This is a genomic window from bacterium (assembly GCA_021372775.1).
Taxonomy (GTDB): domain Bacteria; phylum Acidobacteriota; class Polarisedimenticolia; order J045; family J045; genus JAJFTU01.
The window spans coordinates 1-12,461 of record JAJFTU010000083.1 but is presented as its reverse complement, the minus strand read 5'-3'; the positions used below and the strand labels follow the sequence as shown (position 1 = coordinate 12,461).

General features: G+C 71.8%; 15 protein-coding genes, 1 tRNA gene and 1 other RNA gene. 3 read left to right on the top strand and 14 right to left on the bottom strand.

Annotated features, from left to right (window positions below):
* Nucleotides 1–16: 16 nt before the first annotated feature.
* The 14 genes from LLG88_03075 to tadA form a co-directional block, all read right to left on the bottom strand.
* Nucleotides 17–478 carry a 23S rRNA (pseudouridine(1915)-N(3))-methyltransferase RlmH gene (locus LLG88_03075; protein ID MCE5245888.1) on the bottom strand — a complete coding sequence of 154 codons (462 nt, stop codon included), beginning with the start codon at nucleotides 476–478 and terminating at the stop codon, nucleotides 17–19.
* On the bottom strand, nucleotides 478–846 hold the full coding sequence (rsfS, locus tag LLG88_03070) for a ribosome silencing factor (protein MCE5245887.1): 369 nt from the start codon (nucleotides 844–846) through the stop codon (nucleotides 478–480). Before rsfS ends, LLG88_03075 begins: the two co-directional genes overlap by 1 nt.
* The gene (gene nadD, locus LLG88_03065; protein ID MCE5245886.1) at nucleotides 843–1,490 is read right to left on the bottom strand and encodes a nicotinate (nicotinamide) nucleotide adenylyltransferase; all 648 of its coding nucleotides are present in this window, start codon (nucleotides 1,488–1,490) and stop codon (nucleotides 843–845) included. Before nadD ends, rsfS begins: the two co-directional genes overlap by 4 nt.
* The gene (gene obgE / locus LLG88_03060) at nucleotides 1,490–2,749 is read right to left on the bottom strand and encodes a GTPase ObgE (GenBank protein MCE5245885.1); all 1,260 of its coding nucleotides are present in this window, start codon (nucleotides 2,747–2,749) and stop codon (nucleotides 1,490–1,492) included. Before obgE ends, nadD begins: the two co-directional genes overlap by 1 nt.
* Nucleotides 2,750–2,842: 93 nt before the next feature.
* Nucleotides 2,843–3,106, bottom strand: coding sequence for a 50S ribosomal protein L27 (gene rpmA, locus LLG88_03055; protein ID MCE5245884.1), 264 nt, complete (start codon nucleotides 3,104–3,106; stop codon nucleotides 2,843–2,845).
* A gap of 12 nt (nucleotides 3,107–3,118) precedes the next feature.
* Entirely contained in the window at nucleotides 3,119–3,448 is a 330-nt protein-coding gene (gene rplU, locus LLG88_03050) for a 50S ribosomal protein L21 (GenBank protein MCE5245883.1), read from the bottom strand.
* A gap of 109 nt (nucleotides 3,449–3,557) precedes the next feature.
* The gene (locus tag LLG88_03045; GenBank protein ID MCE5245882.1) at nucleotides 3,558–4,151 is read right to left on the bottom strand and encodes a GTPase domain-containing protein; all 594 of its coding nucleotides are present in this window, start codon (nucleotides 4,149–4,151) and stop codon (nucleotides 3,558–3,560) included.
* 21 nt (nucleotides 4,152–4,172) lie between these two features.
* On the bottom strand, nucleotides 4,173–4,676 hold the full coding sequence (locus tag LLG88_03040) for a roadblock/LC7 domain-containing protein (protein ID MCE5245881.1): 504 nt from the start codon (nucleotides 4,674–4,676) through the stop codon (nucleotides 4,173–4,175).
* 96 nt (nucleotides 4,677–4,772) lie between these two features.
* Complete coding sequence (gene recR / locus LLG88_03035) at nucleotides 4,773–5,378, bottom strand: recombination mediator RecR (GenBank protein MCE5245880.1); 606 nt, start codon at nucleotides 5,376–5,378, stop codon at nucleotides 4,773–4,775.
* Nucleotides 5,379–5,385: 7 nt separating this feature from the next.
* Nucleotides 5,386–5,715, bottom strand: coding sequence for a YbaB/EbfC family nucleoid-associated protein (locus LLG88_03030; protein MCE5245879.1), 330 nt, complete (start codon nucleotides 5,713–5,715; stop codon nucleotides 5,386–5,388).
* 3 nt (nucleotides 5,716–5,718) lie between these two features.
* Entirely contained in the window at nucleotides 5,719–7,473 is a 1,755-nt protein-coding gene (gene dnaX / locus LLG88_03025; GenBank protein MCE5245878.1) for a DNA polymerase III subunit gamma/tau, read from the bottom strand.
* A 61-nt stretch (nucleotides 7,474–7,534) separates the two neighbouring features.
* Nucleotides 7,535–7,621, bottom strand: an RNA gene (gene ffs / locus LLG88_03020) — signal recognition particle sRNA small type.
* A 69-nt stretch (nucleotides 7,622–7,690) separates the two neighbouring features.
* Nucleotides 7,691–7,780, bottom strand: a tRNA-Ser gene (locus tag LLG88_03015).
* A 65-nt stretch (nucleotides 7,781–7,845) separates the two neighbouring features.
* Nucleotides 7,846–8,334, bottom strand: a complete 489-nt coding sequence (gene tadA / locus LLG88_03010) for a tRNA adenosine(34) deaminase TadA (GenBank protein MCE5245877.1) — start codon at nucleotides 8,332–8,334, stop codon at nucleotides 7,846–7,848.
* A gap of 285 nt (nucleotides 8,335–8,619) precedes the next feature.
* Here tadA and LLG88_03005 point away from each other — a divergent pair, with 285 nt between their 5' ends.
* From LLG88_03005 to LLG88_02995, 3 genes are all read left to right on the top strand, one after another.
* A complete protein-coding gene (locus LLG88_03005; GenBank protein MCE5245876.1) occupies nucleotides 8,620–9,939 on the top strand; it encodes an Nramp family divalent metal transporter in 1,320 nt (439 codons plus the stop codon).
* A gap of 10 nt (nucleotides 9,940–9,949) precedes the next feature.
* Nucleotides 9,950–11,251, top strand: a complete 1,302-nt coding sequence (locus LLG88_03000; GenBank protein MCE5245875.1) for a CBS domain-containing protein — start codon at nucleotides 9,950–9,952, stop codon at nucleotides 11,249–11,251.
* Between the two features lie 169 nt (nucleotides 11,252–11,420).
* On the top strand, nucleotides 11,421–12,461 hold a 1,041-nt coding region (locus LLG88_02995; protein ID MCE5245874.1), incomplete at its 3' end, for an MFS transporter.

Sequence of the window (12,461 nt, the reverse complement as noted above, 5' to 3'; positions counted from 1 at the left end):
GCGGCGACGCCGCGCGTCAGTGACGGGAGTAGGGGTGGTTCTGCTCCGCGGCGAGCGCGCGGTAGATCTGCTCGAGCAGCACCACGAGCGCCATCTCGTGCGGCAGCGTCAGCGGACCGAAGGACAACGTCGCCGCGGCGGCGCTCCGCAGCGACTCGTCGAGGCCGTCCGGCCCGCCGACCACGAACGCCACGTCGCCGCGCGAACGCCACTTCAGGAGCGCCTCGCGGAAAGCCGCGGAGTCGAGCGCGCGGCCGCCGGAGTCGAGCGCGACGAGCGTCGCGCGGCCGCCGACCAGCGTCGTCAGCGCGGCGGCTTCCGCGGCGCGACGCTCTTCCGGCCGGCGCGCGCCGCTCTGCGGAACGCTGTCGCGCCGCACCGGCGCGAGCCGCGCGATCCGGCCGAGATAGTCTTCTTCAAGTTCGAGAAACGGTCCGCGGCGCGTGCGGCCCACGGTGACGACGCGGATCCCGCTCATCAGGACTCGAACGGAGCGAGGTCGATCCGCGGCGCGTCGCCCCACAGCGTCTCCAGGCGGTAGTACTCGCGCCCGGCCTCGCTGAAGACGTGGACGAGGAAGTCGCCGTAGTCCAGAAGGGCCCACTCCGAACCGTTCAGCCCTTCGATCGCCGGCCGCCGGCCGGTCTCGGTCTTGACGCGCTCGACGACGTCCTCGGCGAGCGACTGCACCTGGCGCTCCGAGGTGCCGTGGCAGATCACGAAGTAGTCGGCGAACGCGGCCATGCCGCGCAGGTCGAGCGCGAGGAGACGCTCCGCCTTGCGGGCGCAGAGGGCGCGCAGCGCGGAAGCGAGGACCGGATCGATCTCTTCGGCGGGTTCGTTCATCGGACGGTGTCTCCGGCGGGCGCCGCGGCGTAGAGCCCGCGCCGTCGAATGTAGGCCAAAACGGGCCGGGGAAGGGCCTCCCCCGGGTCTTCGCCCCGCGCGAGCAGGGCGCGGATCTGCCGCGCCGCCTCGGGGGTCTCGGGCATCGGCACGGCGTAGAGCGCCTTGCCGCCGGCCGGCGGCGGCTCGCCGGGAAGCCGCAGCCGCGGCCGGTCGGCCTCGCGCACCGCGGCGGCGCCGGCCGCGCCGGGGCGGGGCAGCACGACGACGTGCGCCAGCTGCTCGATCTCGGCGCTGGCCCGCCAGCCGGGCAGCTCGTCGTAGGAGTCGGCGCCGAGCACGAGGAACAGCTCGTCGTCCGGCGCCTCGGCGCGCATCTCGCGCAGCGTGAGCACGGTGTAGGAGATCCCGCCGCGCTCGATCTCGCGGGCCGAGGGGACCAACCGGTCCTCCCCGGCGCAGAGAAGCCGCACCATCTCCAGCCGGTCGGCCGCGGAGGCCACGGGGCTGCGCCGGTGCGGCGGCTCGTTCGAGGGGACGATCTCGACGACGTCGAGGCCGAGGGCGTCGCGGACGCGGCGCGCGACCTGCAGGTGCCCGGCGTGCGGCGGATCGAACGTCCCGCCGAAGACGCCGCGGCGCATCACGCGTCCTCGTCCGCCGGGCCCGCGTCGTCGCGGACGTCGCGCGGGGCGTGGCGGTTTTCGCCGCCGTCGTCGTCGCGGACGTCGCGCTGGGCGTCGCGGTTTTCGCCGCCGTCGTCGTCGCGGACGTCGCGGTCTTCGCCTCCGTCGCCCTCGGGCGCGACGGTCGCGGTCCCGCCGAGTTCCGCGGGCCACGCCGAACGCTCGGCGGGCGGCGCCTCTTCCGGCCACGGCGAGACGACCGCGGCGAGCTCCCGCTCCTTGGCCGCGGAGACGATGTCGAACAGCCGATGCACGAGTTCGCCGAGCCCGGCGCCGGTCGCCGCCGAAATGGCGAGGAACGGCGCGCCGCGCTCTTCGGCCGCGGCGCGGAGCCGGTCCAGCCGCGCCGGCTCGTCGAGCGCGTCGATCTTCGTGGCGAGGATCACCCGCTCGCGGTCGGCGAGGTCGGGGCTGTAGGCGGCCAGCTCCCGCTCGAGGATCTCGATGTCGGAAACCGGGTCGCGCCCCTCGAGCGACGAGACGTCCACGAGATAGGCCAGCGCCCGGCAGCGCTCGACGTGCTTGAGGAAGCGGTGGCCGAGCCCGCGCCCCTCGCTCGCCCCTTCGATCAGCCCCGGGATGTCGGCGACGACGAAGGAGCGGAACTCTCCCGCGTCCACGACGCCGAGATGCGGCACGAGGGTCGTGAACGGGTAGTCCCCGATTTCCGGCCGCGCGGCGGAGATGCGCGAGATCAGCGTGCTCTTGCCCGCGTTGGGGAAGCCGACCAGGCCGACGTCGGCCAGCAGCTTGAGCACGAGCCGCATCCGCAGCGTCTCCCCCGGCTCGCCCGGCTGGGCGAAGCGCGGCGCCTGACGGGTCGCGGTGGCGAAGAAGGCGTTCCCCTTGCCGCCGCGGCCGCCGGCCGCGACGCGGAACCGCTGCCCCTGCTCGACCAAATCGGCGAGAAGCAGTGCGCCGTCCTCGTCGAAGACCTGCGTCCCCAGCGGCACCGGCAGCTCGAGGTCGCCGCCGGAGATGCCGGTCTTCAGCGACCCCTCGCCGTGCCGTCCGCGGTCGGCGCGGAAGGTCTTCTTGTAGCGGTAGCGGAGCAGGGTCGATTCGTGGGCGTCGGCGACGAGGTAGACCGAGCCGCCGCTTCCGCCGTCCCCGCCGTTCGGGCCGCCGCGCGGGACGAACTTCTCGCGGCGGAAGGCGACGCATCCGCGCCCTCCGTCGCCGCCGGCGACGAACAAGCTGACTTCGTCGAGGAACACGAACGGGCCTCTGCTTCGGAGAACGATCGGGGAAATATGCGACGGCCCCGGCCCGCAGGAACGGACCGGGGCCGCAAACGACCTAACGCGCCGTCAGGCCTGGGCGACCGGACTAACCGTGACCCAGCGGCCGTAGTTGCCGCGGTCCCGGAAGTCCACGATGCCGTCCACCAGCGCGAACAGGGTGTCGTCCGACCCGCGCCCGACGCCTTCGCCCGGCTTGATCGGCGTGCCCCGCTGCCTGATCAGGATGTTGCCGGCCTTCACGAACTGGCCCGCGAACCGCTTGACACCCAGGCGCTGGGCATTGCTGTCGCGGCCGTTGCGCGAGGAACCGCCGGCCTTTTTGTGCGCCATAGCAGCCTCCTCTCAGTTCCCGGGCTCGATCGATTCGATCTTGACCAGGGTGTAGTACTCACGGTGACCGCGCGATTTCCGGAAGCCCTTGCGCTTCTTGAACTTGAAGACGATGACCTTGCGGTCGCGCGCTTCGGCCAGAACCTTGGCCTTCACCACGGCGCCCGGCACGGTGGGAGTGCCCACCTTGGCCGCGCCGTCGTGCCACGTCATCAACACCTGCTCGAAGGTCACTTCGGCGCCCGGTTCGGCGGCCAGGCGATCGACCCGCAGGGTTTCCCCCGGGACGACGCGATGCTGGCGCCCACCGGCCACGATGACCGCGAAAGACTCCGCGCTCACGGCACTTCCTCCAGATGCCTTGCTGGCAAACCACGGGATTCTAGGCACAGCGCGGCAAGGCGTCAAATGAAATCGCCGGGCCCGTCCCGGCTAGGCGGGAACGCCCCCGTCAGGCCGGGGCGCCCGCCCGCAGGCGGGTCAGCGTTTCGCGGACCAACGCCTTGAGGGTCTCGAAGACCCCCGTCCCCTTCGGCGCGATCGCTTCGAGGACCGGCTCCCCCTTGAGCCGCAGCGCGCGCGTCAGGTCGTCGGCGGCGATCGCCGTCGGCAGGTCCCGCTTGTTCAGTTGCAGCACGTAGGGAAGGCTGGAAAAGTCGATCCCGTTCTCCTTGAGGTTCTGGAGCATGTTGCGGATCGACTCGATGTTGGCGTCGTAGCGGGCGGACTGCGAGTCGGCGACGAAGCAGACGCCGTCGGCGCCCTTGAGGATCAACTTGCGCGACGCGTCGTAGAAGATCTGGCCCGGGACGGTGTAGAGCTGGAACCGCGTGGTGAAGCCGCGGATCGTTCCCAGATTCAGCGGGAGCAGGTCGAAGAAGAGGGTCCGCTCGCTCTCCGTGGCGAGGGAAACCATCTTCCCCTTCGCCTCGGGGCTGGTCTTCTCGAAGATCCACTGCAGGTTGGTCGTCTTCCCGCCCAGGCCGGGCCCGTAGTAGACCAGCTTGCAGGTGATTTCCCGGTGGGCGTAATTGATGAACGGCATCTTTCTCTCTCGCCCCCGCGCCTACAGTCCGTCTTTGAAGAGGCTCTCGATGTCCTCGTCGGTGATCTCCGGCAGCCCCTCGGCCATCTCGTCCATCCCCGCGCTGAAGGCGCGCGAGCGGGCGAGCATGTCGTCGAAGACCTGCACCAAGTCCGGCGTCGTCTGACGCACCCGCAGCCGCACCAGGCCGAGCGACGAGCGCTCGTCGAAGGCGACCAGCAGGATGCCGACGTCCCCCACGGCGGAGAAGTGGAGATGGTCGTTCTCGCCCTCGTGGTACATCGACGAGAAGGCGCGTTCGCCGATCATCCGCGCCAGCCCCTCGGTCGCGGCGACGTTGCCCGCGGCGAGGGAGGCCAGCGCCGTCTTGTCCACGCCGTCCAGCTCGCCCGCCCAGGCGATCGGTTGACCGTTGCGGTCGACCAGCGACACGAAGCGGGCGTTGGCCTCGCGGAGGAGGCGCTCGGCCAGCCGCGTCAACTTCGCGAACTCTTCCTCGTGCATGACGAGGTCTCTGCCGCCCATCGCGGACACGCCTCCGATTTCGCGGGACGCACCGACAGGAGCGCCCCCGCGGAATTTAGTCTCCCGCCCCGAAAAAGCCAAACGGCCGCGCGCGTCTCACCGCGGCAAATCGCGGCGCCCTTCGAACGCCCGCGCCAAGGTCGCTTGATCCACGTAGTCCAGCTCGCCGCCGACCGGCAGGCCGGTCGCGGGGCGCGTCACCCGGTCCACTCGTCCCGCCGCCTGCCGCCCGATGAACAACGCGGTCGCTTCCCCTTCGACGGTCGGGTTGGTGGCCAAGATCAGTTCCTTGATTTCCCTGTCGCCCAGCCTCCGCCAAAGCTCGGCCAAGCGCAACTGCTCCGGCCCGATCCCCCGGAGCGGGGAAATCGAGCCCCCCAGCACGTGGTACAGGCCGCGGTAGGTCCCGGTCCGCTCGATCGCCGCGAGGTTGTCCGGCTGCTCGACGACGCAGACGACCGAGCGGTCGCGCCGCGGGTCGTCGCAGATCGCGCAGCGCGGCCCGCCGGCGAAGTTGCCGCAGATCTCGCACGGGGCGAGCGCTTCGGGCAGCGCGGCGATCGCCGCCGCCAGTTCGCGGACCTCGTCCGCGGGACGGCGGGCGAGGTGGAACGCGATCCGCGCGGCGGAGCGCCTTCCGATGCCGGGAAGGCGCGCCAGCCGCTCGACCAGCCGCTCCAGCGGCTGCGCGAGGTCGGTCACCGCCGGCTCAGAAGCCGAACCCCGGCGGCAGGCCGAGCATCGACGTCAACTGCGCCATCTTCTTCTCGACCGCGGCGTCGATCTTGCGGTTCGCGTCGGCGACGGCGGCGAGGACCATGTCCGCCAGCATCTGCGGATCCGGATCCTCGAGCGCTTCGGGAAGGATGACCAGCCCGACGAGGTTCTTCTTGCCGTCGAGCTCGGCGGTCACGGCGCCGCCGCCGGCCGTGCCGGTCTCGCGCAGGGCGGCGATGTCGTTCTGCATCTGCTCCTGCGCCTGCTGGGCCTTGGCGAGGAGCTTGTTCATGTTCATGTTCTTCATTCCGGGGGGAAACATCGCTCACTCCTGGGTCGGGGGCGCGAGGGCCTGGACGTCCATCACCATCGCGCCGAACTGGTCGAAAACGGCCCGCGCCACCGGGTCCTTGCGCACGAGGTCCATCGCCTCGCGCCGCGCGTTGGCCGCCGCGTCGGCGGGGGAACTCGCCCCGGCGGCGACGACGGTCTCGAGGCCGAGCAGGTCGACGCCGGTCGCCTCGCGGGCCGCGGAGAGGATCGCGTCCTCGGCGCGGACCAGCTGCGCTCCGAGCGCCGCCATCGATCCGGGGAGCGCCAGACGGAGGCCGCCGGACGGCGTGACCTCGGCCGACTGAGCGTTCCGCAGCAGGCTGGCGATCGACGGGCGGGCCTCCGACAGCACGGCGCAGATCCGCGGCAGCAACTCGCCGTTTCCCGCTCCGGCCGGCGCGCCCGCGGCGACGGCGACCGACGCGCGCGGGGCCGCATCGGGGGCCTCGCCGGCCGCGGAGAAGGCGCCGCGCGGCGCGGGGCGATCGTCCGCGACGTCGGCCGCGCCTTGCGCCGCGGCGTGGAACGAGGCCCGCGGCCCGGACGGCCCGGGGCGGGAGGGAACGGACGGACGCGGCGACGGGATCGGGCGTCCGCCTCCGCCGGGGCCGCCGCCGTGGCCGCCCGGCGCGCCGCCGGCGCGCAGCGTGTCCACGAGGTCGGCCAGGTTGGACAAGCCGGCGAGGCGGGTCATCCGCACCGTGGCGAGGTCGAGCAGCGCCCGCTGCGCGCCCCCTTGGCGCAGACGCCCTTCGGTTTCGTCGAGGACGCGCCCCAGCCAAACGAGATGGTCGAGCTGGAACGAGGCGGCGACCTTGGCCAGCGCTTCGCCGTTCGGCGCCGCCGCCGGGCCGGCCGCGAGGACCAGCGCCAGCCGCCGCGTCCGCTCGAGGGCGTCGCCGGCGAAGGCGCGCAGGTCCTGCCCTTCGGCGTCGAGTTCGCCGACGATCTTCAGCGCCGCGGGGGCGTCGCCGCGGCCGAGCGCGTCGACGTAGTCGTCCACGGCCTCGGCGGGCACGAGTCCCAACGCGGTCCGGACCGCCTCGCGCGTGATCTTCCCTTCGGTCAGGGCGCGCGCCTGGTCGAGCGCGGAGAGGCCGTCGCGCACCGAGCCGTCGGCCGCGACGACCAAGAGGTCGAGCGCCTCGTCGTCGACTTCGATCCCTTCCTTCCCCGCGATCGAGGCGAGGTGGCCGCGGATCTGGGCCGGGGCGGGGCTGCGGAAGGCGAAGTGGAGCGCGCGCGACTCGATCGTCTGCGGGATCTTGTGCGGCTCGGTGGTGCAGAAGAGGAAGACGCACCACGGCGGCGGCTCTTCGAGGATCTTGAGCAGCCCGTTCCACGAGGCCTGCGAGAGCTGGTGCGCTTCGTCGAGGATGAAGACGCGGTAGCGGGCGTGGGTCGGCGGGTACTTCGCCGCGTCCCGCAACTCGCGGATGTCGTCGATCCCGGTGTGGGTCGCGGCGTCGAGCTCCAGCACGTCGAGCTCGCGCCCCTCGGCGATGCCGCGGCACTGCGGGCACTCGTCGCAGCAGTCCGCGGCTGGCCCCTTCTCGCAGTTGAGCGTCTTGGCGAAGATCCGCGCGATCGTCGTCTTGCCGATGCCGCGGGTGCCCGAAAAGATGTAGGCGGCGGCGACGTCGCCGCGCGCCGCGGCCGCGCCGAGCGCCTTGACCGGCGCCTGCTGGCCCAGCACTTCGGCGAACCGCTGCGGGCGGTAGGTTCTGGCGAGCGGCAGCTTCGGCACGCGCCCCCTCGGCCGGGTTCGCCCGGGGAGATCCCCGGGCGTCCCGAGATAGGTGGGGCTCGGAGATCCTGCGGCGCACCCGACGGTCCGCTTACCGCTGCTCCCTTCCGGGCCTGACGGGGTTCACGGGGCCGGATCGCGCAGGGGCGAGCCCCGCGAGGTCCTGCAACGCGACGCCGCGGCGCGCGGCGCCGCGGCGGTCATCGGCGTGATCAAATGGCGGAGAGAGTGGGATTCGAACCCACGTTAGGGTTGCCCCTAAACACGCTTTCCAAGCGTGCACCTTCAGCCACTCGGTCATCTCTCCGCGGCTGCGCGCGCCATTATGCACGACGCGGGGCGTCCGCGAAAACGCCGGGGGAAGTTTGCCGGTCAGCCGCGGCGGGCGCGGAAGAACGTCCGCAGCAGATCCGCGGCCTCCTCGGCGAGGAGACCGCCCTCGATCGCGACGCGGTGGTTGAGCCCGGGACGGCCGACAGGTATCCCGGCGAAGATCGCCGTCGCCCCGACGAGCGGATCGGACGCGCCGTAGACCAGCCGCGCGACCCGGGCGTGGACCGACGCCCCGAGGCACATCAGGCACGGCTCGAGGGTGACGTAGAGGGTCGTGCCCGGCAGGCGCGGGACGCCGAGCGCCTCGCCGGCCCGCCGCAGGGCGACGATCTCGGCGTGGGCCGTCGGGTCGCGGCGGCCGATCGGGGCGTTTCGCCCTTCGGCGACGACCGCGCCGTCCTGGACGAGGACCGCGCCGATCGGGACCTCGCCGGCCGCGGCGGCGTCGCGCGCGAGCTCGAGCGCGCGGCGCATGAACGCCGCGTCGGCGGGGGAGAAGACGGGGGCCGGCGCGTCCACGCCGGGCATGATGGCCGTCTTTCGCGACAGGTCAAAGGAGTGTTTGACGGAGGACGCCCCGCGGGTTAGCTTGACCCCCGAATTTTCGTCGTTTTTCGGAGGACCTAGGCGCCATGCCTGAAGACGGCAGTCATCGACCAAGTACGATGAACAACCGCACCGTCTGAGCGGCGCCCCGCCGCCGGACCACGCGGACGGCGGCGAGATCGACGTTCCTTCTGTTTTCGTCCTTCCCGCCCTAGCACGACAACACGACCAACGACGGCGCGCCGGCGCCGTTCGGGGGCGGGCTCAATGTATTGGATCAGCAAGCTGTTCCACCGGCTCAGCCGCGGACGCAAGCGGCTCTTGGTGCTCCTGGCCGTTTTGGGCCCGGGCATCATCACGATGGTCGCGGACAACGACGCGGGCGGGATCTCCACCTACGCCGTGACCGGCAGCAAGTACGGCTTCAAGCTGCTCTGGATCTTCTTCATCCTGATCCCGATGGCCTACTTCGTGCAGGAGATGACCGTCCGGCTCGGGGCGGTGACGAAACGCGGCCACGCCGAGGCGATCTTCGAAGGGTTCGGCAAGTTCTGGGGCTGGTTCTCGCTCGCCGACCTGGCGATCGTCAACTTCCTCACGCTGGTCACCGAGTACATCGGCATGACCGCGGCGATGAGCCTCTTCGGCGTGCCGGAGTGGATCACCTACCTCGGGGTCAGCGCGATCCTGACGATGGTCGTGCTGACCGGCCGCTACTGGACCTTCGAGAAGCTGACGCTCTTCTTCTGCGCCTTCAACTTGGTCTACATCCCGGCGGCGTTCTGGGCGATGAAGAGCGGCACCGCTCCCGGCTGGAACGCGGTCCTCGAGGGGCTGCTGCGCCCCTCGATGCCGGGCGGGCTGAGCGGCGACGTCCTCTTCATCATGCTGGCCAACATCGGCACGACGATCACCCCGTGGCAGATCTTCTTCCAGCAGAGCGCCGTCGTGGACAAGGGGCTCGACCTCCACGACGTCAAGTACGGGAAGATCGACACCTTCGTCGGCTCGCTGATCACCTGCGTCGTGGCGGCGTTCATCATCATCGTCACCGGCGCGGCGTTCTACTACCACCAGCCGCCGATCAACGTCGAGGACGCCAAGCAGACCGCCGAGGCGCTGGTGCCGCTCCTGCCGCACGGCCAGGGGACGATGGCCCGCACGCTCTTCGCCATCGGCCTGTTCGACGCCGGCTTCCTCGGCGCGCTCTGCATCTCCCTCTCCACCTCGTGGGCGGTGGGGGAGGTGTTCGGCTGGGCGCACTCGCTCAACAAGAAGATCAAGGACGCCCCCTGGTTCTACGTGCTCTACGTCGCGGGGCTGCTCGGCGCGGGCGGGATCGTGCTGATCCCCGGCGCGCCGCTGATCGCGATCACGATGTTCGTGCAGGTCGTCGCGGTGACGCTGCTCCCCTCGGCCCTGGTGTTCCTGATCCTGATCCTGAACTCCAAGGCGTTCATGGGGGAGCACGTCAACACCCGCTGGCAGAACATCGCCAACTGGTCGATCGTCGCCTTCGTCACGGTGATGTCCACGCTGTTCGCCGTCAGCACCCTCTTCCCCGGCTGGTTCGGGGCGGCGAAGTGAGGGGGTGGCCATGAGCGCCGGAAGAAACATCGTCGTCCCGGGCATCGCGCCGACCAACGGCGGCTACCAGTTCGTCTACTTCGGCTCGCTGCTCGACCGGCCGGTCGTCGCCGAGGGGCCGGAGGGGCGGCGCAAGGTGGGGAAGCTCGAGGACCTCGTCTTCGCGCTCAAGGAGCCGTATCCCGAGGTCGTCGGCCTCTACATCGAGCACGGCTGGGGAAAGCCGACCGAGTTCGTGCCGTGGAAGAACGTGCGGGACGTCGGCCCGAAGCGGATCGTCGTCGATCCGCCGGAGGGGGAGAAGTACCCGCCGTTCGTCGACCAGCCGGGCTGGCTGATGCTCGGCGAGCACCTCCTCGGCCGGACGATCCTCGACATCGACGGCCGCCGCACGGAGGTCGTCAACGACGTCCACCTGCTCGCCTCGCGCGGCACGCTGCTGCTGGTCCACGTCGACGCCTCGCTCGGCGGCTTCTTCCGCCGCTGGGGGCTCGGCCGCCTCAACTGGATCAAGGACGAGCTGATCTCGTGGAAGTTCGTGCAGCCGTTCTCGGTCGAGGACGCGGTGGCGACCGACCGCGTGCGCCTCTCCGTGACCCGCGCGCAGATGCTCGAGCTGCCGAGCGAGGACCTCGCCGACGCGCTCGAGGAGCTGCGCGGCGAAGAGCAGCAGGCGCTCTTCTCCGCCCTCGACGCGGAGAAGGCCGCCGAGACGCTGCTCGAGGCCGAGCCGCGCGCCCAGCGCCAGTTGGTCTCGAACCTCGGCAGCGAGCAGGCGCGGGCGATCCTCGCCGAGATGTCGATCGTGCAGCTCGGCGCGCTCTTCACCGTGCTGCCGCACGACGACGTGACCGAGCTGCTCGCGCTGCTGCCGCCGGACCTCGCCGCGCGCGTCGACGCGCTGCTCCACGAGCCGCAGTACCGCGCCGAGAGCCTGGCCGACCAGGCGTACGTCGCGGTCGCGCCGACGGCGACGGTCGGGGAGACGCTCGCCTCGCTGCGCGGGTCGGGGCGCGACCCGGACGAGATCTCCTACTGCTACGTGCTCGAGCCGGGGACGAAGCGGCTCGCCGGCGTGATCGACCTGCGGGAGCTGGTCCTCGCCCCGGACGACGCGTTCCTCTCCAACGTGATGAACGCGCCGGTCGTGGCGGTGGAAAAGGACGCCGGGCCGGAGGAGCTCGCCTCGGTTTTTTCGAAGTATCACTACCGGATGGTGCCGGTGGCCGACGCGGAGGACCGGATGCTCGGCGTGATCCGCTACAACGACTTCATGAAGGGTCCGGACGCCCGGACCGCCGAGAAGGACTGACGGCGCGCGGCGCCGCCAAGAGGACCGTCGATGCCTCGCGTGGAGATGACCCGAACCGTCAGGTGCGCGCTCTGGTTCCTGAGCGCCTACTTGGTCCTGTTGCTGATCCTGCTCGGCGTGCGCTTCCTGCGCGTGCTCTGACGCCGCGGGGAGAGACGGAGCCGGCGTCGTGAACGACAGGTCGAAGCGCGCCGCCCTCGGCTTCGTCGTCCTGCTCGGCGTCGTCAGTCTCTTCGCCGACGTCACCTACGAAGGGGCGCGCGGCGTCTCCGGGCCGTTTCTGGCGACGCTCGGCGCCGGGGCCGCGGCGGTCGGCCTGGCGGCCGGGCTCGGCGAGCTCGTCGGCTACGCGCTGCGCCTCGTCTCCGGCGTGGTCAGCGACCGGACGCGCGCCTACTGGACGATCACCTTCGTCGGCTACGGCCTCAACTTGATCGCCGTGCCGGCGCTCGCGCTGGCCGGGCGCTGGGAGGTGGCCGCCGGGCTGATCGTCCTCGAGCGGCTGGGCAAGGCGATCCGCAGCCCGGCGCGCGACGCGATTCTCGCCGACGCCGCGGACCGGGTCGGCCACGGCAAGGCGTTCGGGCTGCACGAGGCGCTCGACCAGATCGGCGCGGTCGTCGGCCCGCTCTTCCTCGCCTTCGTCTTCGCGCGCGACGGCGGCTACCGTCTCGGCTTCGCGCTCCTCGCGATTCCCGCCGCGCTCGCCCTCGCCGCGCTCGTCGCGGCGCGGGTCGTCTACGGGCGCGGCCCCGCGGACGGGGCGCCGGCCAAGGCGCGCTTCGAGGGGACGCGCGGCTTGGGCGGCGCGTTCTGGCTCTACATCGCCGCGGCCGGGCTGATGGCCGCGGGGTTCGCCGACTTCCCGATCGTCGCCTACCACGTGAAGCGCGCCGCGCTGCTGCCCGACGGCGCGATCCCCGGTCTCTACGCCGCGGCGATGGCCGCGGACGCCCTGAGCGCGCTCGTCTTCGGCGCGTTCTTCGACCGGCGCGGGATCCGCTGCCTCGCCTTCGCCGCGCTGCTCGCGGCCGGCGCCGCGCCGCTGCTCTTCCTCGCCGGCTCCGCGGGGGTCGTCGCGGGGATGATCCTCTGGGGCTGCGCGCTCGGCGCGCACGAGTCGGTGCTGCGCGCGGCGATCGCGTCGATGGTCCCGGCGGGACGGCGCGCCGCGGCCTACGGCCTCTTCTACGCCGGCTACGGCGCCTGC